The following is a 25831-nucleotide window of genomic DNA, read 5'->3' as shown; positions in this document are numbered from 1 at the left end:
AGCCGGAAATTTCCACTTTAGAACGGCACTGATTTGGGGGTAGCCTCAGGTGAACAGCCAGACCTATCACGCACTGCAAGAAAGGCGACTAGGCTGGCTTTGTCACAAACGCATTTCCCATATCGCCCCGTTGGATCGCACGGGGACGGAGATACACAATCGAGCGGCGGTACAACAGTTGTTGACCGAAATTGAGCGTATTCGCGCCGAACCCGTGCGCGCTGAGCTGCTTCAGACGCTATGGCAACGGGCAAAAATTCAGTACGAAGTGAAGCCCGAGGTATTCAAAGCGATTTTTCAAGCCGCGGGCCGCTTGCCAAAGCAAGGCTTGCAGGTACAAAAAGACATGATTCAGAGCATACTTGGGACTCCACTCCAGTACCAACACACTCTGTATAAGTTCGTGTATGCAGACGCCGAACGACGCTCCCCCGAACAAGGTAGCACCTGGGGCGCCATCGCATCGATGCTACCATTCTACGGTCGTATACCACCAGTGTGGCTTGATGCATCACAGATTGAAAGCAGATATCGGGCTTTTCTAAGCCGGCTCCCTGCGTTAAACACGTCTGAACAGGCGGAACTGATAACGGTATTAGCCAAAGTGCTAGCCGCATTCTCATTATCTGGCTCGTCATTCGACTATTTTTCTTATCGTTATGATCTTGCGAACGCGACGATCCTTGAATTGTACGAAACACTGTTCCAATGGATGCAACGCCTGCCAGCGTCGCATCGGGGCGCGCCGATCGGCGCACTAGCCAATCGAGTATCGATGCTGCCAGAGGCACAAAGGCCAGTGTACTTCGCTCATTTGCGGCATTTGACGCTGTCCCTGCCGGATCATCAACTAGGCAGCGCGTTACGCTACCTGCCGGGCGCTTTAGTACGGGTGATACCACCCAATCAGCATGCGTATGAGCTTTCGCTGCTCGAACCCGCCCTGCAGCGCGTGCCGCCTGCGCAGCGCGCATTAGCGACACTCGGGCTGCTTGAAGAAACACCGCAGTTGAACGACGCACTGTCAAAACAGGTCTGGCAGCGCGCAATGCGCTTGCTCGATGGCAGCAATGGACCCGACATCGTGAAAGTAATCCACCGTATACACATCATTGGGCTGAGATCAAATCAGCAGCAATGGGAGGATGCGAGAACCGAAATCAAGGCCTTTTTCGAGCGTAACCGGTTTGACGAGGCTACGCGCAATGCGATGCTGAACGCTCAGAATTATGATTTGTTCCGCGATTATCCGATACAGATACAGTAATTTGGCCCGCGGCAGCCGCGCGCATACGAAGCGCCCTAGCTGCTAAGACAACGCGCGCTTCAATAAGGCGTCACTGAAGCGCGTCTGCGCTTGACTCCGTCAGCCGTTGCATCGCCACGTCTCGGTACCGGGCATGGGTTCCGCAGCCCATTTAGTTTAATCCCGCTTCCTTCGCCGCCACCAGAAATGTGCCACTGCCGGCGAATAGGTCACACACGACGCCATCCGCAGGGGCCAACCGCACAATTTGGCGCGCGAGTTCAAGCGGCTTTTCGGTCAGGTGCCGCTTCGGCAGGCCGAGCGCACAGGGACGCACACCCGGCGTATATACATCGCGCTGACGGATCACCCCTTTGCTCGCCCACACGATAAGTTCGGTTTGTTGCTTGAAGCCACCGCGCCTGGGACATGCGCGCGATGGCGTCTTGTCGCATACGGCGATGCCGCGTTGCACCCACCCGGTGGCCCGCATCACGTCCGTGAGCCGGGGCAATTGTCGCCAGTCGATAAAGCAGACGAGCAGCCCACCGGGCTTCAGTGCCCGCCGGCTTTCAGTCAACCATGCACGACACCAAAACGCCCACGCGCGCGGGTTCATGTTGTCGCACTCAAAATCCTCATACACCGTCTTGGTGTCACTGCCGATGTATTTTTGCATCGGGGACTGTGCACGCGTGCCCGCATGCAGACCACCTGATGAGTACGGCGGCTCAGTGAGAACCCTATCGATCGACTAATCGTGCAATTCGCACGCAAAGTGCAGTGCATCGTTCGAATGCAGTTGATTCACGATCTCGGACAGCACATTGGAACAGACTGGGATAGAGGTAGAACTTATGCAGATCAAGCGATAACGCGGCAAGGCCGCATTGTCTGATCGGTTTACGTGCCGCGACGTGCCGCGGCACGATGCGTTGGCTGTGTGGGCCGCCACGACATAGGCCAATGCGTGCACCGCGCTCTCGTGCCCGGCAACATGGGCGATATGGATGCCAACGAACTGTGTCGCCTAATCGTCAACCTGATCCGCAAGGGCGTGGTGCTGGACGTCAATTGCGCGAGTTGCCCGCCGACCTGCCGTGTCGCGGTCGGTGACGCGACCGATGCGCAGGACGCAGGCTTGCAGACCAACTGGATCCCGTGGATGACGCTCGCGGCTGGCACCACGCGCGAGTGGCTGCCGCCCACGAAGGGCGAGCAAGTGCTACTGCTGTGCCCGATGGGCGACCCGGCGCAAGGCGTCGCGCTGCGCGGGCTGTTTTCTGACTGCGCCGACACGCCGTCACGCGATCCGGCCGTACACACGCGCGTGTATCCGGATGGCGCGCAGCTCACGTACGACCATGCGAGCCACACACTGAGCGCCACGTTGCCTGACAGCGCCTGCGTGCAAATCGTGTCGCCCGCTTCCGTCACCGTGTGCACCGACGAGGCCGCGATCGTCGCCAACCGCATCACGCTCGACGCCGAGCAAACCACCTGCACAGGCGCCCTGCTCGTCCAAGGCCCATTTGCGTTCGAATCGGGTATGACTGGACGTAGCGGCCAAGACAGCGGAGCCGGCGCAACGATGACCATTGATGGACAGGCCCACTTCACCGGCGACGTTACGTCACAAGGTGTGAGCCTGCCACGCCACACGCACCGCGATCAGGGCGACGGGCAACTGGTGAGCGCACCGCAATGAAAGGCATGCACGCGACCACGGGCCGCACCGTCACCGGCTTGGCCCACCTGCACCAATCGATTGCGCGCATCATCACCACGCCGCTGGGCACGTGCATTCAGCGCCGTACGTTCGGCTCCGACATGCTAGAACACGTTGACGCGCCCAACAACGGCACGACGCGCACGCGGCTGTATGCGGCCATCGCCACCGCGCTGATGCGTTGGGAGCCTCGACTGATCCTCACGCGCGTGCAGCTGAGCAGCGAGCCCGCCGAGAGGCGAGCCGGCATGCAAACGGTCGACATCGAGGGCATCACGGCCGAGACCGACGAAGCGTTCAGTGTGCGTGTGCCGATGTCCGTTTCGGGTTCGGGAAGCCGCGCATGAGCACCACCCCGATCGACCTGTCGCAGCTGCCCGCGCCCGATGTGATCGAGCCACTCGATTACGAAACGCTGTTTGCGCAACGCAAGGCGCAGCTGATCGCACTGTACCCCCTTGAAGAGCAGGCCGACATTGCTGCAACGCTCGCACTCGAGTCCGAGCCGATGGTCAAGCTTTTGCAGGAAAGCGCGTACCGCGAACTGGTGCTGCGCCAGCGCGTGAACGATGCGGCGCGCGCGCTGCTGCTCGCGTATGCGAGCGGTGCCACGTTGGACCACCTAGGCGCACTGTTCGATGTCAAGCGGCTGCTCATTTGCGCTGGTGACCCGGAAACTAGACGCGATCCAGTGTATGAGGACTGCGACGATTACCGCGAGCGTATCCAGCTCGCGCCGCGCGGCTTCTCGGTCGCCGGCCCGCTTGATGCGTATGTTTTCCACGCGCGCTCGGCCGATGGCCGCGTGCTGTCAGCCGATGCATACAGCCCATCGCCGTGCGTGATGGTTGTCACGATCCTATCCCGCGAAGGCGACGGTACGGCCAGCGATGAGCTACTTACCGTCGTGCGCGAAGCGCTCGAGAAAAAGCGCCCGCAAACGGACGAAGTAATCGTGCGCAGCGCCAAGATTGTCCCCTACACGATTCGTGCCACGCTGAAGTTTTTCAGCGGACCGGACCGCGCGGTGGCGCTGGCTGAAGCGAATCGGTGCACCACGCAATTCGCGCGTGAAATGCATCGCATCGGCCGAGAGGTGACGAAAGACGGGTTGTATGCGTCGATGCGTGTGGCCGGCGTCCAAAAGGTGTTGCTCGACACCCCCGCTGACGGCGTAGCCGTGGCCCGCGATGAAGCGGCCTATTGCACCGGTATCGAGCTCATCGACGGTGGGGTGGCCAATGAGTGAGCTGCTGCCACCGAACGCGACGCGACTTGAGCGGCGTCTTGCGACAATGAATGCGCGCCTGTCAGACATCGCGGTACCGCTGGGCACGCTGATGAACGCCGATACGGTGCCGCTCACGCTGCTGCCCTGGCTGGCTTGGCACTTGGGCGTTGACACGTGGAAGGACTACTGGCCCGAATCGGTCAAACGCGCGCGCGTGCGCGCTGCGATTCACATCGCTCGCCACAAGGGCACGGCCGAAGCCGTGCGGCAAGTATGCGCGTCGTTTGGCGCCCATGTCGCGATGCGTGAATGGTTCGAGCAGACACCGCGGGGCAAGCCCGGCACGTTCGAGATTGTCATGACCGTGGGCGAGCGTGGCGACCTCCCCTGCACGGCACAGTACGTAGCCGACATCATCGCTGAAGTGGATTGTGTCAAGCGCGGCAGCGCGCACTACACCATTACGCAGCACATGGTGCGCACAGGCTCAGTCGGTCTGCGCGCAGCCACCCACCTTGGACTGTACCGGCGTCTTTCTCTTTGCGATAACTAACGATGGCAGGCACCCCGATTACCGTATCTGAGGCTTTCCGGGCCGCGCTCGTGAGCGGCAACCATCAGGGCACCGTCGCACACACGGTCACGCACATCGGTCTGTGCACCGCCGCGTTCGACGCCTCCGGCGCCGCGCTTAAGCAACTGCCGCACGAACTCAAACGCATCGACACGTTTGGCGGCCAGCACGTTGACGCAGCCACAATCCACATCACGATACAAGACAACTCGCCCGACCAGTACGCGCTGTACGGGTTCGGGTTGTATCTGGAAGACGGCACGCTCGCCGCGTACTACAGCCAGCCGGCGGGCGACGGGCCGATCATGGAGAAGTCGCCGGCTGCGACGCTGCTGCTTTCGACCGATATCCAGTTCACGACGATCGACGCCGGCACGCTCGGGTTCGAGTCCGCGTCGTTTGTGAACCCACCGGCCAGCACCGAGCACCAAGGCGTGATCGAGATCGCGACGCAAGCCGAAGTCGATGCGGGCGAAGACGACACGCGCGCCGTGACGCCGCGCACGGCGAACGCGCGGTATGCCCCGCGTGAATGGGTGCTCCGCCATGCGTTGCCGCTGCGTGACGCGCTGGAGCAGAACGTCGATCTGAACACCGTCACGTCAACGGGTATCTACCTGCAGCCCTACACCAGGGGTGCGAGCGTCGAGTTGAACTATCCAGTTGCGTTCGCCGGCAAACTACAAGTCTATGCGCTCTACTGGACGGTCTACCAGACCTACACGGTCTTCAACAGTGGCATCAGCTATACGCGTGTGCGCTACGACCGGACATGGAGCCCTTGGCGCCGAGTGCTGGATGATGGCTCGGACGTCGTGGTAAGTGGCATCGGTGCATTCTGCGGCGCCTTAGGGGCTACGTCGTTACGCGCAGCGGCCACCGGCGTGGTGCTTGGCGCGAACGTGGGGGGCGATCTCGTCTTCAAATACACCGAGGCACCGACCCATCACAAGCTGTGGGACATTAAAACTAGCGCGAACGCTTTCGAATGCCGGGCAGTAAACGACGGATGGACCGACGTGAACCGCTGGCTGATCGTCACCCGCGCCGGCCTCGACATCTCGACGGTGGGACTGGCCACAGACGGCGGGCGCGTGCTGATCGGCGAAGGCGCCACCGACGATGGGGCGAGCGCGCTACAGGTGGCCGGTACCGCCACAGCGGCCACGCCGCCGACAGGCGACGTGTCGCACAAACTCGCCACGACGCAGTTTGTCGCCAACGCGATCAGCGAGGCGACCATCGGTCAAATCATCATCGAAGCGCGCACGAGCGTACGGGCAGGCTGCCTGAAACTGGCGGGCGTGTTGATCCAGCGGGACGACTATCCGCAATTGTGGACCTACGCGCAGAGCTGTGGCGCGCTCGTGTCCGAAGACGAATGGCCCGATAACCCGGGATGCTTTTCGACCGGCGACGGTAAGACGACGTTTCGGATCCCCGAGGTGCGCGGCGAGCACCTGCGCTTTTGGGATGACGGGCGCGGCGTTGATTCGGGCCGTGGCATCGGCACGTGGCAGGACAGCCAGAACCGCGCGCATGCGCACGCCGCGACGGCATCGGTCGAAGGTGACCATGTGCACGGCGCCTGGATGGATGAGCGAGGCTGGCACATCCACGCTGTCCACGACCCAGGCCACAATCACGCAACAGAAGTGCCATACGGCGGCGGCCACTCACCTGTCCGGTCAGTAGTCGGCCCTTATGGAATCGAGGGTTACTACAACACGCATCACACCCTTACAGGCATCTCAATCCATGGTGACGGCAACCACATCCACAACGTTGGCATTGGCAACGCAGGGAACCACTCTCACACGATCACAGTAAATGACGACGGTGGCACAGAAGCGCGCCCGCGCAACATTGCGTTGCTTGCCATGATCCGCGCCTACTAATTGCGATAAAGGTCACCCCCTATGCTGATCCACCAATACGACCACCAAACCGGCCAATACGTCAGCAGCCGCTTGGCTGACCCGGACCCGATCAATCCAACGCGTTGGCTCATCCCGTCTTGCTGCACCGACGTGCCCCTGCCCGAGCGTCAGCGCAATCAATGGCCATTTTTCCGCAACGGCGCATGGGTGCTGCTGCCCGACTTTCGCGGCCAGCGTTTGTTCCGCAAAGTCAATGGCGCAGCGGCAGAAATCCTTGCTCCCGGCATCACCGCCGACGACGCGGGACTCACGCCCATCCCGCGCCCCGGTGACGAATACGTGTGGACAGACGACGGCTGGCAGATCGATCCGCGCATCATCGCGCAGCGCGAGCGCGACGCGGCAATGCGCGAATTTGACCGGCGCATGAGCGAAGCGCAGGCGGCCAACGCGGGCAAAGCCGATGCGTATGCAGCGGGCTTGCTATCCGACGAGCAGGTGGCGCTTTTTAAGGCGTGGAGCCAGTACCAGATGGAACTCGTCCGCGTGGTCAATGCCGCCGACTTTCCGACCCACGTCCAATGGCCGTCGCCCCCGGATGAACAGGCCATTGTCACCAAAGCGCTATCGGAGCGCGTGCTCTCGCAGGTGCACGAACAAAAAGCACATCGCGCGTCACACTACGCCGCGCAACATGCCGCCGTGCAACACGCCGATGACGCGTCGCTCAACGACGAGCTGGTGCCTGGGCTCGATACGGACAACGCCTCCACGCCCGATGTCTCCGACCGCGAATATTAATCCAGAACTTGCCCCCTAGGCTCCCTTAACCCATAACTTGCCCCAGGAGTATTTGACATGCCGCAGGACTACCACCACGGCGTACGCGTGCTTGAAATCAACGCAGGCACCCGCCCCATTCGCACCGTATCCACCGCTGTTGTCGGCCTAGTGGCCACCGCACCGGATGCCGACCCGAACGCGTTTCCACTCGACACCCCCGTGCTCGTGACCAACGTACAACAAGCCGCCGGCCAAGCCGGTACGCAAGGCACACTCGCGCGCACGCTCGAGGCGATCGCCGCGCAAAGCCAACCGGTCACGGTTGTCGTACGCGTTGCCGAAGGCAAAGACGAAGACGAAACGCAAACCCATGTGATTGGCGGCGTCAACGCAGCCGGCCAGTACACTGGCATGCAGGCGCTGCTTGCCGCGCAAGCGAAATTCGGCGTCAAGCCGCGCATTCTCGGCGCACCGGGCTTGGATACCCAAGCAGTCGCCACCGCACTGGGCACCCTGGCGCAAAAGCTGCGCGGATTCGCGTACGTCGGCACCCACGGCGCGCAAACCAAAGAAGACGCCACCGCGTACCGCAGGCGGTTCAGCCAGCGTGAAATGATGGTGCTTTGGCCGGATTTTCTCGCGTGGGACTCGACCACGAATGCGCCGGACACGCTCGCGGCGAGTGCCGTGGCGCTTGGGCTACGCGCCAAAATCGACGAATCCGTCGGCTGGCATAAAACCCTGTCCAACGTCGGCATCAACGGCGTGACAGGCATTAGCCGCGATGTGTTCTGGGATCTGCAGGACCCCGCCACGGACGCCGGTTACTTAAACGAGCAACAAGTGACCACGTTGATCAACCAGACCGGCTACCGATTCTGGGGTTCTCGCACCTGTTCCGATGATCCGCTGTTCGCGTTCGAACACTACACGCGCACGTCGCAGGTGCTGGCCGATACGATGGCCGATGCGCATCTGCTGTACGTCGACAAGCCGCTGCATCCTTCGCTCGTGCGTGACGTGATTGAGGGCATCAACGCGAAATTTCGTGAACTGATTGCGCACGGCTATCTGCTTGGCGGCTCGGCTTGGTACGACGAAACCGTGAACACGCCAGAAACGATGAAGGCGGGCAAGCTGGCCATCGATTACGACTACACGCCGGTTCCGCCCATCGAAAACCTGACACTGCGCCAACGTATCACCGATCGTTATCTTGCCGACTTCGCGTCGCGCGTGGTCGCCTAAAAGGAGTCCCCCATCATGAGCATGCCTCGCAAACTGAAAGGATTTAACTTATTTCACAACGGCACGAATTTCGCCGGCCAAGTCGCGGAAGTCACGCTACCCAAGCTCACCCGCAAAATGGAGGACTACCAGGGCGGCGGCATGAGCGGGCCGATCAAGATCGACTTTGGGCAAGAACCCATTCAGATCGAATGGACCTGCGGCGGCTTGATGCGTGACGTCCTCGCTCAATACGGCATCATGCAACACGACGGCGTGTTGCTACGCTTTGCCGGCGGCTATCAAGCCGAAGACGCGCCAAGCGTCGATGCGATCGAGATCGTGATCCGGGGCCGCCATTCGGAAATCGATCCCGGCACGGCGAAGGCGAAGGAAGACACCGCGTTCAAGGTCACCACCGTCGCGAGCTATTACAAATTGTCGATCAATGGTGAAGACATCATCGAAATCGACCTCATCAACATGATGGAAAACATCAACGGCAGTAATCTGCTCGCGCCGCTGCGCATGGCAGTGGGCCTGTAACACGCGTGGCCCGCGCGTGGATCGAAAGCGGGCCATATTCCCTCTTGACGCAGCACACGGAGTCCCACGTGAAACACGCCCCCACATCGGATAACGAACGCAGCGCAGCCCCCATTCAGGACACACTGCGCAACGATTCCACCCAATCGAACACGCATACGTTAGATACGCCACTGGTACGCGGCAAACAAACCCTTGACGCGATCACGTTGCGCAAACCGACCGTCGGCGAATTGCGCGGCGCATCCCTGTCCGACCTAATCAATCTGGACGTGGCCGCGCTGCAAAAGGTGCTCCCCCGTATTAGCTCACCGACGCTCACCGAGCACGATGTGGCCAACCTCGATCCAGCGGACCTCATCATGCTAGGAGGCATTTTTGCGAGTTTTTTGATGCCGAAGGCCGTCAAATCGAAACTGGACTCCCCGAGCGCGTAGAAGACCCGATGGCCGACATTGCCACGGTGTTTGGCTGGACGCCGACGACGATGCAGGACTTTAGCATCACGGAATTGATGGACTGGCGTGAGCGAGCGCGCCAACGCAGCACGAGCGAATAGCGATGGACCCTACCCAAAACCTGCGTGTGATGGCCGACATGGTTGAGAAGCTTACCCGGCCGCTCAAAGCTGCGCTCACCGGTCGCCGCGGCGTGGCGCGCTCGCTCAACGACACGCGGCGCGCGTTGGCCGAGATGGGCAAAACGCAGCAGTGCATTGCCCAGTTTCGCGCGTTGCGTGGCGCGTTGGCCGCTACCGCGTCGCAGCTTGATGTCACCCGCGCGCGCGTCACGGCGCTCGCCGCTGCGCTGCGCGCGGGCGGACCGCCGTCGCGCCAGATGCTGGCCGAGTTTCATCAAGCCAAGCGCAGCGCCGCGCAGCTGGCGACCGTGCATGACGCACAAGTCGCGCGCGTGCAGGCGTTGCGCAGCCAGCTGGCGCACGCAGGCGTGAACACCCGCCAGCTCGTGCACCACGAACGCACGTTGCGCGCGAGTATTGCGTCAACCACCGCGTCAATGAACCAGCAGCTCAGCAAGCTTGATGCGCTCAATACACGCAAGAAGCGCCTCGCCGAAGTCCGCCGGCATCGGCATGACACAGGCAGGATGCTTGATGGATCTGCCCGTTGGCGCGCGGACGAGGACCCCATCGATTATCTGCGCCTCAAGTTGGGTCGTGCCCGTCATTGGCTCCGCGAAGCGATACACGCTGAGCGCGAGGCCATGCGCATTGATGTCCTCGGCGCAGGCCAGCCTGTCAGCGCAAACGCGATGACATTTGCCCGTGAAATGAAGACGGTGGGCGTTTCGATCAGCGAACGCTTGACGATGATGCGCAAAGCGCTGCCGATTCTTGGCAACGAGCACGATGCCCAAATGGCTCTGCCGGCCCTGGCAAAAGTGAAGTTTTTGAACGAAGTCATGTTTGACGCCGACGACGCGCGCGCGAACACACAAACTTTCATGACCATGCTGCCGATCATTCAGCAGCGCGGCAGCATGCGGCACATCGCGACCTTTGAGCGTGAGGCGAGCACGATGCGGCAGATGCTCACCGCAACCCAAGCACGGGTTGGCGTTGACCAGTGGCGCGCGTTTATACAAGCCGGCGGTGCCGCGGCCAAGCAGTTGCGCGACGACGCATTCTTCTTTCAAATGGAGCCGCTGATTGACGCCATGCATGGCCACGCGGCCGGCGCCGGACTGACGGCCGCATACAACCATCTCTACGAGGGTAAGACCACGCTGGCGGCCGCCAAGCAGATGATTGCGCTGGGCCTACTTAACCCAAAGAAGATCGAGTACACGAAGCTTGGCGCGATCAAAGCGTTCCAGCCCGATGCGCTGGCCGGCAGTGAGATTCTTAAAGCGTCGCCGTTTGAATGGCTTGAACAAGTGCTGTTACCGAAGCTGCGGGCCCACGGTATCACAGACCATGACAAGATCAAGAACGTCATTCCGACGATTCTGCCCGATCGTGCCGCCGCAGAATTCTTCTCGAACCTGTACAGACTGCGTACGGCAATCCACCACAATGCGCAGTTAGGCGTGGGCATAGACGGGATCGACGCGCTGCATACCAACGCACTACAGATTACAAGAGGCCGCGAGGTGGCCGCGCTCGCCCAGTTGCGCGATCTGATGCATGAAACCGGGCAGCACATTTTACCGATGTACAACGAGGCACTGGCGTACACCACTGCGTTGACTGAGAAGTGGCTAACCTTCATGCGCGAGCACCCAGCGCAAAGCAAGGTGGTCGTTCAAGCGCTTGCCGGCGTCGCCGCGATACTGGCCGCCATCAGCACGTTGAGCGTCGCGCTCGCCGGCATACTTGCGCCGTTAGCCATCATCAAATACAGCCTCGCGACGCTCGGTCTACAAGGCGGCACCCTGTCACGCCTACTCGGCACGTTGCTCAAAGCGTGGCGGCTCCTGGGACACGGCATCATGCTCGTCGGTCGCGTGCTGCTGGCGAATCCAATCGGCTTGGCAATCACTGCCATTGCGTTCGCTGCCTTCCAAATTTATCGGTATTGGGGACCCATTCAAGGCTTTTTTAGCGGCTTGTGGAAGCGGGTTCAGCAAACATTCGACGGTGCCCTATCTAACCTCACCGCACGGATCGGTCAGTGCTCGCCGCTATCCCTGTTTAAACAGGCATTCACAGCGGTACTGCAATGGTTCGATTCCGACCTGCCAGCAACATTCTGGGAGTTCGGCGCAAAGCTGATGTCGCAGTGGGTGACCGGTATCCGAAGCCAACTTGCCGCCGTTAAGGAGACGATCACCGAGGTCGCCAACAGGACGGTCGAATGGTTCCAGGACAAGCTTCGCGAGCTTGGCGCTCTCCTGCGTTGGGCATGCAACGGCGGCCTTATGGAAATCGGCACGTGGTTCATCGACGGGTCGCCCATTGGCTTGTTTTATCGGGCGTTCGCGGCCGTGCTGCAATGGTTCGGCATCGATTTACCGAAGAAATTTTCTCAATTTGGTGTGAATGTGATGTTGGGGTTGGCCAGCGGTATCAAGAGTCAACTGGGGGCCGTGAAAGACGCGATCACCGAGGTGGCCAACAGTACCGTCATGTGGTTCAAAGAACGGCTTGGCATGCATAGTCCAAGCCGCATCTTCGGCGAGCTTGGCGGCTTCATCGGTCAGGGCGCGGCGCGCGGCATCGAAGGCGAGCAATCGCGCGTCGCCCGTGCGGCGCTGGCGCTGGCGAGCGTGGCCGCCAGCGCGTTTGCCGCGCCGGCCGTGGGGGCAAGCGCATTTGCCGCGTCAGCTTTCGGTGCAGCGGTTGTCAATCAGTCGACCGTACCGTTCGTGCGCGCCAGCGTGCCGATCGATGCCCGTGCGTCTGTCACACGCGCCTCTGCCGCGGCCAGCGCTGATCCCATTGCGTCATCGATCGTCATTCATGTTCATCCGCCGGCCGGCGCGGATACGGCCGACATCGCGCGCATGGTGCGTGCGGAATTCGAGCGCGCGCAACGAGCGAAGTTGTCACGCGCTGGCTCGCGGCTGTCCGACTAGGGTAAGGAGCCACCACCGATGATGATGTCGCTCGATCAGTTCGTGTTTGGACTGAAAACCGTACCGTATCGTGAATTACAGCGCCAGCGTAGTTGGAAACATCGCACGACCTCGCGCGTAGGCGCACGCGACGGCAGTCAGTACACCGGTATCGGCGAAGATACGATTACGTTGAACGGTCTGCTTGCGCCGGATAACGGCATCGGTACCACCGCCTCGTTGGCGCAACTGGTGCGCATGGCCGACGCCGGCCACGCGTACGTGCTAGTCGATGGCATCGGCCACGTGTATGGCGCATTCGTCATCGACAGCCTAAGAGAGACGGCAAGCTATCACACCCGGGCTGGTATCGCGCGACGCATCGAATTTAGCCTGACCATCAAGCGCGTGGACGAGCGGCAACTGGCGAGCGTGCATGACGCGATCTCGAGCCAACGCGTGACAAATGAGCAATGAGCGGACCCCGAGGCACGCGTATGCAACCGCAGCCGGACTATCGCATCACGCTGGACGGACGCGACCTGTCGCGCGTCATCGCCCCCCATTTGGTGAACCTGACACTGTCGGAGTCGCGCGCCGATGAAGCCGATACGGTTGAACTCGTGCTGGACGACTCTTGTAATACCTTTGCGGTCCCGAAGCGCGGCGCGCTGATTCACGTCGCGATCGGATGGACGGGTGAGCCGCTGGTGGATAAGCACTCGTTCACGGTGGACGAAATCGAGCATAGCGGCGCACCGGACCTGCTCACGATCCGTGCACGTTCGGCCTCGATGACGAACGCACTGCGCGAGCGGCGCGAGCATAGCTGGCATCACCAGACGCTGGGCTCGATCGTCCACACGATCGCAGCGCGCCATGCGTTAAAGCCCACCATCGCCGATGCGCTCGCGCCCATCACAATCGCACACATCGATCAGACACACGAGTCAGACATGTCGTTTCTCACGCGCTTGGCCAAGCGCTACGACGCGGTGATGAACATCAAGGATCAGCATCTGCTTTTGATGCCCATTGGTAGCGGCACGACGGCAAGCGGCAAGCCACTGCGCGACATTGTGCTCACGCGTGCAAGCGGCGATCAACACCGATATTGCATCGTGCAACGTGAATCGTACACGGCGGTGCGCGCATATTGGCATTCAAACGGTCAGGCCAAGCGCCGGTCGGTCCTCGTCGGCGATGACAATAGTCGCAGCATCAAAGTGCTGCCTGAAGACTACCCAAGTGAAGCCGAGGCCCGTGCCGCAGCCCAAGCCGAGCACGCGCGCGCGCAGCGCTCACAGGCGACGCTGAGCTACACGCTCGCGCATGGTCGTGCTGAGCTTTTTGTGGAAGTGCCCATCACGCTTGCTGGGTTTAAGCCAGAGATCGACGCGACGCCGTGGCTGATCAAGCAAGTGACGCATACGATCGGTGAGACGGGATTCACGTCAGCACTTGAGCTGGAGGTGCGCAGTGGTCCAGCGACCGCGTAGCCTCGTGCGCACGCGCGCAAAGACCGGCCGTAACCGTGGCAACGAAGATGGGCGCCGCGTCAATGGACTGCAGCGGCCCACCCCCAACTCACCTAACGATCCATGCGATACGGTCGCCGTCGCCACGCCGCGGTATGGGATGTGCGATGTGTGATGGTGATGTGCGGGCACCTTGATACCGCGAGGCGACGCAATCAATCGTTTGGGTATTAGCCTATCGGTCTATATGACTATTGGTCTATATGACTATCAGCCTATATGACTATAGACCTATACGACTATCGGCTTATATCACTATCGGCTTATGACTATCGGCCTATATGCCACCACGAGAAAGCGAGCCGCTTCGCATATCGCAGTAGCCCAGCGCATCGCCGATGTTTAAGCTGACCGCTGGCGTCGGGTCGCGTGCAGCCGCCCACGCAAGTCGCACCCGGCGCATTGTCGTGCGGCGTCAATGCATCGCGCACATTACGTAGATTTTCCATCGCTTCGAGCGCGGTCTCCAGGACGAGTCCGACTGACTTCATCGCGTTATCAATTTCGGCGCGAGCGTCGCGGCACACATCGTCGCGCTCATCCAAGTAAAATCGCGTTGACAGCATCGGAGCGCAAGCGCCCGCATGGCGCTCAGCATTCGTAGCGGTTGCATCCGCGCCATGACTGCGCTTTGGATTTCTATACATTCTTCCAAACTCCTATTTAGCGCTTACAAATAGGGCCGCCTTGCACGAAGCAACGCCTCGAAATAGACGCCCCTCGACTCGCTGAATCAGGCACAGCGGAGCGGAACTGTAGACGCTCCTTATTCAGTCTCATCACGGTGAACGGCTAGAGGCGACAGATAGATACGGAAGCGAAAATACTGTTTGCGACTGAGGGCAGTGACCAGCCCTGAACCCAAGCGACAACGCATGGCCGCGTCGCGCGCGCGATATCACTTATTCGATTTTTTTGCTCTTGCGGCACGCTCGGCGCGCAATCGCTTGATGTGCGCGATGGCCCGCTCGATGTTCTCGGCAGTGCGCTGATCGAACGCTGCGCGCCGATGCTCGGCTAGACGTTTCGCGCGACGCGGAACGGCAGACACAAGCATCGCACTCGAATTGAAGCAAGTGGACAAAAACGCGTGTAATGCTGCCTTGCCTGCTTCATTGAGTGCTCTGTAGTTTTCAATCAACTCCTGTTCTTCGGTGTCGAATTCGCTGCTTGTCGCTGCTTCACCCGCTTCGTCAGAAGCCTGTCTTGTGCCCCTCAATACATAGAGCAGGTCAACGCCGAGTTCCGCCACCGCGCTCAAATACTTGGCATCGGGCGACCTTTCGTCCGATTCATAGTGGGATTGAGCACGCCGCAGGACTCCCCCGATCGCCGCAAATTCCTCCTGGCTGAGCCCAAGCCGTAAACGCTCTTCCCGGAGACGCGCGCCTATTGTGTTCATTTGCACCCATAATATATTGACGAGCCTTTTTGGTCGCATTACACTAGGTTAACCGTAATGCAAGACTAGGCATCAAAGTATACCGATCATGACTACCGTTAAAGGCCCGCGCCGCTCCCCGCGCGGCGCATTGTCGGGTACATCCGTGTACGTAGGGCTCACGCCTCTTGAGCGCGCGGAGCTTGAGCAGATCGCAGCAGCACGTCACCGTTCAATCTCCAGCATGGCGCGCGAATTGATTTGCATTGGCAAGCGTCACGTTCAAGACGACCCTGGGTCTTCCGTTCCTAACACTGGCCCATGAGTCGAGTCGCACGCATGTCTGCCAAGCTAAAACATGTTTTTAGCCATGGGCACGAGCGCACCCTGTATCTCGTATCGAGTGAGACGAAATGCGAACACTGAACCGTTGTCCACATTGCCGTACACGCGCCAAAGCGCGCAGCAGCCGTGAAATGTCGCTGACGTTTCGCGAAGTGACCTACCAGTGCGATAACCCCGATTGCGGCCACACGTATATCGTCAATATGGAGTTTGCGCGCACTTTGTCGCCCTCCGCGATGCCGGACTTGTCGCTGAGCTTGCCGCTGTCATCACACGTGCGCGAGCGCCTGGCGCAGCAACTTAAGCTACCCGTCTCGATTTAAACACTGTCTCCAGTTCCCCTCGTATCGCCCCTATAGGGTGCGAGGGGCTTTCTTTGCCCAAAAAAGGAGTTTGCATGGCGACCCTGGCTGCTACCCCACTTGTGATGCCATTTGATCCCGCATCGTTGCCAATGGAAAAGCGCTGTGAATATCTACACAAGCTTTGGAGCGCCGATGTCGATCCATTTGTGTTCGTCGGCATTGCCCGCCGGCTCGGCTACGGGCTGTGCTGTCACTGGGATATCACAGCCGATATGCCGTTACTCGCGCCTGACCTCAGGATCCTCCACTAAAGAGGTCAATGGCTGATTTGCTTTTTTTCTTCTAATTTATGAAGAAGTACTAAACATTGTAAAAGTATTGTCCAGCCATGATGTTTCAAGGTAATGCTAACCATCTCAAATGGCGTTGCTGAGCCTCGCGAAATTGTCAACGACTAACAGGCCTGCGCACGATGACAGGAACGCATCGTCATCCGGCTCACCGTCGCTGTGCCACGGCGAGCGACCTAAGACATAACACCGCCATCACAAGCACGGCTGTGAACATTGAGCACCAACACATGCACGCTTGTCACGGATTCAATGACGCAATAAGGGCCGCGTCACGGTGGAGCGGGACGTGCAACGGCTGCCATTGAGTGAAGAACAACTTTGGGAAGACTCCGACATGAAGGGATGACAAAGGACGAACGGCACACCGCGATCGCTGTAGCGGCTAGCACCGTTGGCGTCGATTGCGATCAGGTCAGTTTGGCACGCTAACGCACGCTTGTGAGATATGTCACCGTGCCAGGCCATTGACCAACACGCGTATCGCCAGCCAGCTGCGCGCTAAGCGCTGTCATTTTGCGCGCCAACGATTGGCCATGCGCGCGATACCCCTTTGCCTGAACCTGAGCAACACGCGTAACGATGGCATCACTTGACGAATTGAAACGACTGATTGATTTACACGACCTTGCCAATCGGCTCGGGCTCAAACGCGGCCACGGCGGTGACAAGGCACTGTATCACTCGCCGTTGCACGAGGACAAGAACCCGTCACTGTCCATTTACGTCAACCACGCCAAATACGGCACGGGCTGGCGTGACCATAGCGCCAACGTCGGTGGCTCCTGCGTGGATCTGGTGATGCACGCGCGTGGCGGCAGCGTGGCCGATGCCATTCGCTACCTGCACGACGCTTATGCGATTCCCATTGAGCGGCCAGCCCAGTTGGAGCGTCGCGAGAAGTCGAGCGTTGAATACATCGCCGAGCGCTGCTTGAGTGCACGCGAGCGTGTGCGCGAATACTTGGGTCGTCGTGGCATTTCAGATGCCGCGATGACGGCGGCCATCAGCGCCCGCACGCTTGGCTTCAATGACTGGACAAGCGCCAAGATTCCAGCCGGCGAAGTAGGCCACGGTGGGCCGGCCGCCGCGTTCATTGTCCGGGCCCCGGACGAGCGCCACATCGTGGCCGTGGATATGCGTTACGCTGATCCGGCTTTGAACGGCCACGTCAAGGCACAAACGCAAGGTGACAAGTCTGGCTACGGTTGGACGGCCGATGCGCGCAAGCTCGACCGGGCCAAGCGCGTAATCGTCGTTGAGAGCGCAATCAATGCCCTGTCGATCGACACCTGCGACATACCGGGCACCGCCGCCTTCGCGCTACGCGGGCTCGCCAACGTTGACCGGATCGACTTTGCCTTCTTGCGCGGCAAGCAAATCGTGATTTGCCTGGACAACGATGAGCCATTCCCGAGCGACCACCCACGCGCCGGCCAGCGCCCCGGTCCGGAGGCCGCGTGGGCGCTGTATGAACGCCTCACCGCGTTAAACATCAGTGCCGTGCTCGTCGATCAGCGTCAATGGCTCGCGGATCTCGCCGACGGGGAGACGGAGCAAAAGCCAATTAATGACGTCAACGATTACTTACAGCTGCGCGGTCCGCGCGAGCTACAGCGCGCGCTCGAGCAGTACGAACCGTGGCTCATCGCCGGTCTGCCCGGCGATGACAGCCGCCGCGGCCGTGCGCGCGTCTTCCTGCCGTCGCACGACTTCGCACAATACTGGCGCTTTCGCGTGCGCCCTGACTTCACAAGCTATATCGCGAAAATGGAGCGTCATGAAGAGAGCGGTGTCGAGACGCCGGTGATGACCGACTTGTGCGGGTTTCGCATTGCCGGCATCTCGCGCGTGTGCGTCGCCAGCGCCAATTCGACGATGACGGGCGATCCCGACCAAGCACCCACGGTGTACTTTGCCGTATCGGTGCAGGCGCCGCGTCACGGCGCGACACTGATCCGCCGCGTGATGCTGGATGGCCAACTGCATAACACCGACCAGTGGGCCAAATTCGGACCGATTTGGGCGCCAGCCCCGTTCAAACGCATGGTCAACATTCTCGAGCGCGGCGCGGATCTCGGCGCACGCCAGGCGGCCAATTTTGTTGGGCTCGCGTGGCAAAACGGCCGTCTGATCGTCAACGAAGGACCAGACTGTTATTTTACGGACGCCGACAAGCAGTGTCCGTATCATAATCTGACGTTCCCGTCCGGGCCTGCGAGCGATGCACGTCGTGTGATTGCCGCCTATCAGCACACATTCAAGCAGAACGCCGCTGCCATGGCGCTCGTCTGGGCGCTGGGCGGCCACCTGAAGGCGCTGCTCGGCTTTTGGCCACACATGACGGTGCAGGCCGACAAGGGCGCGGGTAAATCGACGCTGATCAAGCGGCTCGAACGCACGCTGGCGTTCACGATGTTCTCCGGACAGAGCCTGCAAACGGAATTTCGGCTGCTCACGAGCATCAGCTACACCAGCCACCCGGTCGGATGGGAAGAAATCTCCGCGCGCGGCCAGGACGTGATTAATAAAGCTGTCGGGTTGCTGCAAGAGAATTACCAATACACCGTCACGCGCCGCGGTTCGGACATGACCGAATACCTGCTGTGTGCGCCCGTGATGCTGGCCGGTGAAGATGTGCCCGTGCGCAGTCTGCTCGGCAAGCTTGTGCGCACGACGCTGACCGGCAAGAAAGGCCCCATGCTGCCCGACGATCTGCCTCGCTTCCCGGTGCGTCAGTGGCTCGAATGCCTCGCTGGCCTCAATCGACGCGACGTACTGGAACAGTATCGCGCGGTGCGCGAGCTTGCGCTCGCCACCAGTCGCGCGAGTGGCGCCGACGACGGCGCATTGCGCATGGCTGGCAACTACGCGGCGCTTCTGCTCGCTTGGCGCTACCTGTGTGAATTCGCCGGGATGGACCGCAGCGAAGGCGCGTTCGAGCACGACCTGATTGCCGAGATGAACCACCATGTCGCCGAAACAAGCACTGATCGCGAACCGTGGATCTGGATTATGGAAACGGTGCTGTCCGAAATTGATGGCGGCCACTACAAGCATCCGTACACGTTCGACGTAGTCGATGGCCAATTGTGTCTGTTGCTGCGCACGGGCCATGCGATGGATCACATTGCGCACACCAGCAGCTTGCGCGAGAAATGGAACAGCCTGCCGGTGAAGTCGGACCGGGTGTTTAAACGCCAATTGCAACACGCAGGCGTCGTGGTCGGCGAAAAGGAAGTGGAGCGACGCATCTACATGCGCCGCGTACCGTATCTGACACCGGTGTCGCTTGAGCGGCTAGCCGGCTTCGGTCTGCATGTCTCGGTGCACGAAGATCTCGCGACCGACGCAGTGGAACAGCGCAGCCGCACATGACATGCGCTACCCAATCACACGACTCGCGCCGCGTTTTGTCGGCACGCACGGTGGCTGGCGGCAGAGTGGCCAGCGGCCCGGCCACTGTCGTGCCTGTACGAACCGTTCACGCACGTCGTCCCGGACAGGCAAGCCGACACGCGCTGGGCCATGCCGCCAACGTCAATCAATCGTGGATGTTAGACGTTGGTGAACGTAACCCATTGATTCTTGAAGGGATTGACACCATGAGTTGCCCCGTGTTTGCCATCAATGATGCGCGTTTTGCCACGAGTCCGTTTGGGACGGCTGACCCGCTGTCTTTTTTCTTCTTTTTCTTTAAATTATTGATAGAAAAGAAAAAACAAGCGTGCAAAGAAAAGGCACTAGCCGCCCAGGCGCGCCACGAGTCAGGCGTGCTTTGCCACCATTTCCCGACGCTGCCTATTTTTTAGGCCATGCGTTCCACCCGTCACATATGCGTAATTCATGGCATCGGATGGCGAACAATTCCTTTTAAATCAAAAATTTACTGACATGACCCAAGCTTACCCATGGATCCACGTGTACGCTGCGTGGGTTCCCCACCCTAGACCATTTTGGAGAGTAGCGGATGAAAACGATAGATCTGGTGCAAGCCGCAGCCCTACTTGGCGCGCATCCTGAGACCGTGCGCCTGAAAGCGAAGGCAGGCGAGTTGCCGGGCCGCAAGGTTGGCAAGCGATGGATGTTTTCGACGATTGCGTTGCAGCACTACCTTGCCGGAGAATGGATGCCACGGGTTGTGCAGAGCGATCGTCACGGAGAAGTGGAAAAATGTCGCTCTACAAACGAGATAGAAGTCCCAATTGGTACTACAAGCTATACCCGCCTGGAGGCGGAAAGCCGTTACAGGGCAGCACTGGCACCCGCGACAAAGCCAAAGCCCAGGAATTCCACGACCGCTTGAAGGCGAGCCTGTGGGATCGCGTCAAACTCGGTCACAGGCCGCACTATACGTGGAACGAGGCAGTATTGGAGTACGTTGCCGATCGCGAAGGCATGGCGAGCATCGAAACGACCAAAACACACCTGCGCTGGCTTGACAAGCACTTGTCTGGTGTACGTTTGGTTGACATCGATCGCGAGCGAATCGATGCGATCGCGCGCATTAAGCGCCAAGAACCGCGTGTCATCCGCACGCGTTACGGCGAGCAGGCGACGGGCCGCACGGTGAGCGAAGGCACCGTGCGGCGAGTCATCGGCGTACTCGTCGCTGTATTGAATGCCGCCGTCGAGCGCGGTTGGCTGGACCGCGCGCCGGTTCGCAAGCCCGTCAAGTTAGTGTCGAAACGCATTCGATGGCTCACCGCTGCTGAAGCCGACCGGCTACTCGCCGAGCTGCCGGAACATCTCGCGGACATGGCACAGTTCAGTCTCGAAACGGGACTGCGCCGCGCCAATGTCACGGGATTACAGTGGCCGCAGATTGACCTTGTGCGTCGTGTCGCGTGGATTCATCCGGACCAGGCGAAGGCGCGCAAGGCCATTACCGTGCCGCTATCCGACACGGCGGTCGCGGTGTTGCAACGCCAGTTACCGAAAAAGCGCAAGGTTGAACATGTTGAAAGCGTGTTTGTGTACCAAGGTGCGCCGGTGCGTCAGACAGCTACAGCGGCGTGGAAAAAAGCGCTCAAGCGCGCCGGCATCCGCGACTTCCGCTGGCACGACTTGCGGCATACCTGGGCGAGTTGGCACGTGCAGCGTGGCACGCCGTTGCAGGTGCTGAAGGAATTGGGCGGATGGCAAACGCTGGAGATGGTGCAGCGCTACGCGCACCTGTCGGCCGACCACCTGATGCAATGGGTGACGCCGCTCACGAAGCTACACGACGAACCGACAGGAACAACTGGACCGATTGAACCGACAATAGCGACGTGGCAGTCAATGCCTGCGTCGTCAACATGACTGCGTGGCGGTCAATGGCGTCTTGCTCCTCTGCGTCTGCCCCGCGATGGCGATCCACCAGCCCATTATTCGTCGCCGGCTAATTCACCGTAGCACAAGCTGTCTGAGTACAGCGCCGTTAAGTTAGCTTTGACAGCGTGTTCTGAATCTCTTCCAGCTTGGTCATCATATAGGAAACCTGGTCGCCCAGATCGCCAGCTAATTTAAACAGAGGTCGGCGACCTAGCTGCGCAATGCCTCGTTGATGACCGCCATCGGCAGTTGATGCCGCGTCACTAGCTCAAACAGCAGATCGGCATGGCGATTCGAGTACGAGAGGTAGCCGACCTCATCAATCACAAGAACGTCGGACGCAGCATAGCGACGCAAGCGTCGGCGCAGCGTTGAACCGCTATCGAGCGCCGCAAGCTCGCCCAGCATGTTGCCGGCGGTGGTAAACAGTACCGCGTGTCCATGCCCGAGCGCGAACGTGTGCAGTATCTATTGAGGGATTTTGGGAAGCAATGTTTGCTTGTCTGCCTTGTACCGAGTTTTCAAGGATTAGTTCGGGAAAACTGGACGGTTGCCAGCGGCAGAAACAGGGTAAGCGGCGAATCGGGCAAAGCAATGAAGCTGTGATGTCGGTAGAAGGCAGCTACCGCCTTGTCCTTGGCATCCACCATCAAAGCATAGGCGGCAATCTCCGAGCGTGCGGCACGGTCGAGCGCGTCGGCCAGTAACGCCCCCCCTAAGCCTCGCCCCTTAAATTCCCGATCGACAGCCAAGCGGCCCATGCGAACGGCGGGCACGGTCGGATAGCGTGGCAACTTCTTGCTGATACTGGCTGGAAGATCGGCCAGCAGCAGGCTTGCCGATGCCAATGTGTAGTAGCCTGCAATACGATTTTTATCCGCTAAGGCCACAAAACAGGCTGCCATACGGCGGCGAACGTCCTGGCTGACTTGCTCCCGTAGATAACGGTCTAGCGGGTCCGAGCCACTATTGAACGCGGCCCGATCATAGGTGACATCCAGCGGCGCGAGTCGGAACGGTGCGTCGCTCATTCGGCGCGCAAAAGTTTATTGCGACGGGAAAAAGCGCGTTTCAAAGCGGGCGATGGTTGCGGCGGTGACAGCAGCGCTTGGGCAAAGCACTCTTGATCGGCCAAGGACAGGCGGATGACTTCGGCTTGCTCGATGGCGCGTTGTGCGGCGTCCTGGACGGCAGACACAACGAAGTCCGTCATGGTACGTCCCTGAAGCTCAGCGGCGCGCTTAAGCATCGAATGTAAATCGGTACTGATCCGGGCTTCGAGACGGGCGGTAGAGATAGCTGCGGGCATCGTATTATCCTCCTGAGACAATGATACGGCAATTTGCCGTACAAATCCATCTCTTATGTGAGTTGACTAGCCCATTGAGCCAATTGAATCGCACCGAGGCTAATAGTGCCTGGGCAAAATGAATCTGAGTGAAGCCGAGCGCGAAGCGTTACTGTCGATGCAACGCAGCTGAACGATGGCCGGTGGACAGGTCAGTCGTGAAGTTGTCTCGACATCCTTGTGGGGCAGTTTGCCCCACGCTTCATCGGTAATGCAGGCACCCATTGGGTGGCACTGGGTCAAGCGAGCGCGAGCGTCAGATGCCCGACCGGCTCGGCCGCCGGCCGCACCTTTATTTCGATGTCATAGCCGAGGCGGTTCAAACAGTCCATCAGCTTGCGCTCAGACAGATTGGTAAAGTCACCACGCATCATTCCTGACACTTTCGGTTGCGGCACGCCCATGCGTTTGGCCGCCTCTTGTTGTGTCAGCCCGAGGGCGCGCATTGCCTTCCTGATCTCGACCACCAGGCCGGTCTTGATCTTAAGCTTTTCGGCATCGGGCAGTCCAAGGTCGGCAAAGACGTTGCCTGAACTGCGCTGAACCTCGACGCCTTTAATGATTCGTTTTTGCATTTCGTAGCTCCCGTGCCCATGCTTCGGCTACTTTCAGCCGAGCGCGAATGATGTCGATGTCTGCCTTCGGCGTGGAGATCCCGCTCTTGCTCTTCTTCTGAAAGCAATGTAGGACGAACACCGCTTCCGCAATTCACCGTGTAGACGGCCCGGTACGTGCCGCCAGCATCATCCTCGACTACCTCTAGCACGCCGGCGCCGCCGAGACCTTTGAGCACTTTTACAGCGTCATCTTGATCGCCCCTCTGCGCCAACGACAGCGCATAACCGAAACGCCTGCGCACCTCGGGTGGCAACGCCATCAGATCCTTGTAGCTGCTCGCGATTCATCCAAGCGGTTTTTCTTTGTCAGACATGGAAACAATTTATACCTGTTCAGGTAAAATGGCAAGCACTGCGCCTTACAGAGCAGAAGTCGCCAAACAATTATTTGGCGATGTCACTGCGCGAGAGTCGGGATTGCCGCCTTGAGAAAGGCAAAACGTGTGTGACAAACCATTCACGAACACGGTTTGCTGGAACATCGCCGTGTCGCCGGACACGGGTTAGTCCGCGCGCATGTTCCTTGCATTGCAAGGCGGCCGCCGCAAGGGCAAGCTTTCCCGTTTCATTGAAGAGGCCGTGCGTACTTATATTTTTGAAAAACGACTTACGGCACGCCTGGGCGAGTTGGCACGTGCAGCGCGGCACGTCGTTGCACGTGCTGGAGGAATTGGGCGGATGGGAAACGATGGAGATGGTGCAGCGGTACGCGCACCTGTCATGCCGACCACTTGATGCAATGGGTGACGCCGCTTAAGAAGCTCTACGACGAACGAAAGTTAGCTGTATTTTAGCTACACCGGGAGTAACCCGGCGGGAGGGAATCGCCGAAAACCGTTGTCCAGCTTGGCGCGCCCGGCTGGGATCGAACCAGCAACCCCTGCCTTCGGAGGGCAGTACTCTATCCATTGAGCTACGGGCGCATCGCCTTGAAAGGCATCCGAGGAAAGCGGACGCCAAAGCAGTCTAAAAGTATAGCGCAACTCGACTGCATCGTCTATCCGATACGCGGGAATGCCTGCCCCGGCCATTGCGGTCCTGCACTGATTCCTGGTCAAGGCGCGCTTAAGCGCGCGGGAAGCGCCGTCACACCCCGTTTCTTTGCGTCTATAATCGATCGACAGTTGTTATCAGCAGTCATTCTGGTAGGCCCTATCGTTCGCTACCACGCTTTACCGAATCCATTATTAGAGAGACGAGACAGCATGAGCGAAGCACACGAAGCCCCGATCAAGAATCCGAAGCAGCTCATCGCGCTGGTCATTGCCAGTTTTGCGCTCCCGATCATCGTCATTGCGTTGCTCGTCCATTATGTGGACAACGCCACCCGCACCGGTGCTGGCACCGACGGTTTGTCGCACGAGCAGGTTTCCCGCCGTATCGCCCCCGTCGCTCGCGTGGAGGTCCGCCCAGATCAAGGCCAAGGCGCGCCCGACACATTGGCCGCGGCGCTAGCCTCGGCCGCTGCAACGCCATCCGCAGCGGTAATAAGTAGCAACAGCACGCAAGCCGCCGCAGCCGCAATCGCAGCGATTCCTTCCGCACCGCCGCCTGGCAGCGCCGCCACGTCCGCGAGCGCGGACGCCGCGCAAGCCGGCAAGGCGCTGTACCAACAGGTCTGCCAAGCGTGCCATGCTGCCGGCGTAGCCGGCGCACCGAAGCTCGGTGACAAGGCGGCCTGGGCACCACGGCTAAAGGAGTCGATGGACACTGTCTACCACTACGCGCTGCACGGCAAAGGCGCGATGCCGCCCAAAGGTGGCTCGAATGCTTCTGATGCCGACGTGAAGGCGGCCGTCGACTATATGGTAAGCACAGTCAAGTAGCCGGATCGGCACTGAGCGACGCAGCCAGTCCATCGCCGGGCCCATGCGACGCGTCGGCTGCCCGCGACGCGCC

At 60.0% G+C, this 25831-nt stretch carries 24 protein-coding genes, 1 tRNA gene and 6 pseudogenes; 23 read left to right on the top strand and 8 right to left on the bottom strand.

Annotated features, from left to right (window positions below; genetic code table 11):
* The first annotated feature begins 604 nt into the window (after positions 1-604).
* Positions 605-1267, top strand: coding sequence for a hypothetical protein (locus tag RBRH_RS20000; protein WP_232509313.1), 663 nt, complete (start codon positions 605-607; stop codon positions 1265-1267).
* Between the two features lie 70 nt (positions 1268-1337).
* On the opposite strand, the pseudogene RBRH_RS00760 reads toward RBRH_RS20000, so the two are convergent.
* Positions 1338-1997: pseudogene (locus tag RBRH_RS00760) on the bottom strand (DNA-methyltransferase).
* A gap of 255 nt (positions 1998-2252) precedes the next feature.
* On the opposite strand from RBRH_RS00760, the gene RBRH_RS00755 reads away from it, so the two are divergent.
* The 13 genes from RBRH_RS00755 to RBRH_RS00690 all read left to right on the top strand — a co-directional run bounded on the left by RBRH_RS00755 (position 2253) and on the right by RBRH_RS00690 (position 14231).
* Complete coding sequence (locus tag RBRH_RS00755; protein ID WP_041753972.1) at positions 2253-2954, top strand: phage baseplate assembly protein V; 702 nt, start codon at positions 2253-2255, stop codon at positions 2952-2954.
* Positions 2951-3322: a GPW/gp25 family protein gene (locus RBRH_RS00750; RefSeq protein ID WP_013433956.1), complete on the top strand. Its 372-nt coding sequence runs from the start codon at positions 2951-2953 to the stop codon at positions 3320-3322. The genes RBRH_RS00755 and RBRH_RS00750 overlap by 4 nt, the downstream gene beginning before the upstream one ends.
* Positions 3319-4224 carry a baseplate J/gp47 family protein gene (locus tag RBRH_RS00745; RefSeq protein ID WP_013433955.1) on the top strand — a complete coding sequence of 302 codons (906 nt, stop codon included), beginning with the start codon at positions 3319-3321 and terminating at the stop codon, positions 4222-4224. The genes RBRH_RS00750 and RBRH_RS00745 overlap by 4 nt, the downstream gene beginning before the upstream one ends.
* Positions 4217-4759, top strand: coding sequence for a phage tail protein I (locus RBRH_RS00740; protein ID WP_041752949.1), 543 nt, complete (start codon positions 4217-4219; stop codon positions 4757-4759). Before RBRH_RS00745 ends, RBRH_RS00740 begins: the two co-directional genes overlap by 8 nt.
* Positions 4760-4761: 2 nt before the next feature.
* Entirely contained in the window at positions 4762-6678 is a 1917-nt protein-coding gene (locus RBRH_RS16105; protein ID WP_013433953.1) for a hypothetical protein, read from the top strand.
* 21 nt (positions 6679-6699) lie between these two features.
* Positions 6700-7461 carry a tail fiber assembly protein gene (locus RBRH_RS00725; protein WP_013433952.1) on the top strand — a complete coding sequence of 254 codons (762 nt, stop codon included), beginning with the start codon at positions 6700-6702 and terminating at the stop codon, positions 7459-7461.
* A 57-nt stretch (positions 7462-7518) separates the two neighbouring features.
* Positions 7519-8691: a phage tail sheath protein gene (locus RBRH_RS00720; RefSeq protein ID WP_013433951.1), complete on the top strand. Its 1173-nt coding sequence runs from the start codon at positions 7519-7521 to the stop codon at positions 8689-8691.
* A gap of 15 nt (positions 8692-8706) precedes the next feature.
* Positions 8707-9216, top strand: a complete 510-nt coding sequence (locus tag RBRH_RS00715) for a phage major tail tube protein (RefSeq protein ID WP_013433950.1) — start codon at positions 8707-8709, stop codon at positions 9214-9216.
* A 113-nt stretch (positions 9217-9329) separates the two neighbouring features.
* On the top strand, positions 9330-9653 hold the full coding sequence (locus RBRH_RS00710; protein ID WP_049786432.1) for a phage tail assembly protein: 324 nt from the start codon (positions 9330-9332) through the stop codon (positions 9651-9653).
* Positions 9654-9661: 8 nt separating this feature from the next.
* A complete protein-coding gene (locus RBRH_RS16885; protein WP_013433948.1) occupies positions 9662-9775 on the top strand; it encodes a GpE family phage tail protein in 114 nt (37 codons plus the stop codon).
* A 2-nt stretch (positions 9776-9777) separates the two neighbouring features.
* The gene (locus tag RBRH_RS00700; RefSeq protein ID WP_013433947.1) at positions 9778-12753 is read left to right on the top strand and encodes a phage tail tape measure protein; all 2976 of its coding nucleotides are present in this window, start codon (positions 9778-9780) and stop codon (positions 12751-12753) included.
* Between the two features lie 18 nt (positions 12754-12771).
* The gene (locus tag RBRH_RS00695) at positions 12772-13209 is read left to right on the top strand and encodes a phage tail protein (RefSeq protein ID WP_013433946.1); all 438 of its coding nucleotides are present in this window, start codon (positions 12772-12774) and stop codon (positions 13207-13209) included.
* On the top strand, positions 13206-14231 hold the full coding sequence (locus RBRH_RS00690) for a phage late control D family protein (RefSeq protein ID WP_013433945.1): 1026 nt from the start codon (positions 13206-13208) through the stop codon (positions 14229-14231). The genes RBRH_RS00695 and RBRH_RS00690 overlap by 4 nt, the downstream gene beginning before the upstream one ends.
* A 937-nt stretch (positions 14232-15168) precedes the next feature.
* Here RBRH_RS00690 and RBRH_RS00680 read toward each other — a convergent pair.
* Positions 15169-15672, bottom strand: coding sequence for a helix-turn-helix domain-containing protein (locus RBRH_RS00680; protein WP_157864305.1), 504 nt, complete (start codon positions 15670-15672; stop codon positions 15169-15171).
* A gap of 392 nt (positions 15673-16064) precedes the next feature.
* On the opposite strand from RBRH_RS00680, the gene RBRH_RS00675 reads away from it, so the two are divergent.
* The 6 genes and pseudogenes from RBRH_RS00675 (at position 16065) to RBRH_RS00655 (ending at position 21955) form a co-directional block, all read left to right on the top strand.
* A complete protein-coding gene (locus RBRH_RS00675; protein WP_013433939.1) occupies positions 16065-16319 on the top strand; it encodes an Ogr/Delta-like zinc finger protein in 255 nt (84 codons plus the stop codon).
* 74 nt (positions 16320-16393) lie between these two features.
* Complete coding sequence (locus RBRH_RS00670) at positions 16394-16612, top strand: hypothetical protein (RefSeq protein WP_041752948.1); 219 nt, start codon at positions 16394-16396, stop codon at positions 16610-16612.
* A gap of 621 nt (positions 16613-17233) precedes the next feature.
* Positions 17234-20029, top strand: a complete 2796-nt coding sequence (locus RBRH_RS00665) for a toprim domain-containing protein (protein ID WP_013433937.1) — start codon at positions 17234-17236, stop codon at positions 20027-20029.
* A 227-nt stretch (positions 20030-20256) separates the two neighbouring features.
* On the top strand, positions 20257-20463 hold the full coding sequence (locus tag RBRH_RS19580; RefSeq protein WP_162145540.1) for a hypothetical protein: 207 nt from the start codon (positions 20257-20259) through the stop codon (positions 20461-20463).
* Between the two features lie 158 nt (positions 20464-20621).
* Positions 20622-20759 (top strand): annotated as a pseudogene (locus RBRH_RS20870) (helix-turn-helix domain-containing protein); the annotation flags it as partial.
* A 65-nt stretch (positions 20760-20824) separates the two neighbouring features.
* Positions 20825-21955, top strand: a complete 1131-nt coding sequence (locus RBRH_RS00655; protein ID WP_083813410.1) for a tyrosine-type recombinase/integrase — start codon at positions 20825-20827, stop codon at positions 21953-21955.
* A 267-nt stretch (positions 21956-22222) separates the two neighbouring features.
* On the opposite strand, the pseudogene RBRH_RS00650 reads toward RBRH_RS00655, so the two are convergent.
* From RBRH_RS00650 to RBRH_RS16870, 5 genes and pseudogenes are all read right to left on the bottom strand, one after another.
* Positions 22223-22420: pseudogene (locus RBRH_RS00650) on the bottom strand (ATP-binding protein); the annotation flags it as partial.
* 68 nt (positions 22421-22488) lie between these two features.
* Positions 22489-22998, bottom strand: a complete 510-nt coding sequence (locus tag RBRH_RS00645; RefSeq protein WP_013433933.1) for a GNAT family N-acetyltransferase — start codon at positions 22996-22998, stop codon at positions 22489-22491.
* On the bottom strand, positions 22995-23276 hold the full coding sequence (locus RBRH_RS00640) for a type II toxin-antitoxin system TacA family antitoxin (RefSeq protein ID WP_041752945.1): 282 nt from the start codon (positions 23274-23276) through the stop codon (positions 22995-22997). Before RBRH_RS00640 ends, RBRH_RS00645 begins: the two co-directional genes overlap by 4 nt.
* Positions 23277-23554: 278 nt before the next feature.
* A complete protein-coding gene (locus RBRH_RS00635; protein WP_013433931.1) occupies positions 23555-23890 on the bottom strand; it encodes a helix-turn-helix domain-containing protein in 336 nt (111 codons plus the stop codon).
* Positions 23871-24192, bottom strand: a pseudogene (locus RBRH_RS16870) (type II toxin-antitoxin system RelE/ParE family toxin). Before RBRH_RS16870 ends, RBRH_RS00635 begins: the two are co-directional and overlap by 20 nt.
* A 256-nt stretch (positions 24193-24448) precedes the next feature.
* On the opposite strand from RBRH_RS16870, the pseudogene RBRH_RS21225 reads away from it, so the two are divergent.
* Positions 24449-24502: pseudogene (locus tag RBRH_RS21225) on the top strand (hypothetical protein); the annotation flags it as partial.
* Positions 24483-24726 (top strand): annotated as a pseudogene (locus RBRH_RS21220) (tyrosine-type recombinase/integrase); the annotation flags it as partial. The pseudogenes RBRH_RS21225 and RBRH_RS21220, both read left to right, overlap by 20 nt.
* A 53-nt stretch (positions 24727-24779) precedes the next feature.
* Here RBRH_RS21220 and RBRH_RS00630 read toward each other — a convergent pair.
* Positions 24780-24855 (bottom strand) — tRNA-Arg (locus RBRH_RS00630).
* Positions 24856-25137: 282 nt separating this feature from the next.
* On the opposite strand from RBRH_RS00630, the gene RBRH_RS00625 reads away from it, so the two are divergent.
* Complete coding sequence (locus RBRH_RS00625) at positions 25138-25758, top strand: c-type cytochrome (protein WP_013433928.1); 621 nt, start codon at positions 25138-25140, stop codon at positions 25756-25758.
* Positions 25759-25831: the final 73 nt, after the last annotated feature.

This window comes from Mycetohabitans rhizoxinica HKI 454, from assembly GCF_000198775.1.
GTDB classification, from domain to species: Bacteria; Pseudomonadota; Gammaproteobacteria; order Burkholderiales; family Burkholderiaceae; genus Mycetohabitans; species Mycetohabitans rhizoxinica.
Note: the sequence above shows the minus strand (reverse complement) of the source record. Positions and strands in the feature narration are given on the sequence as shown.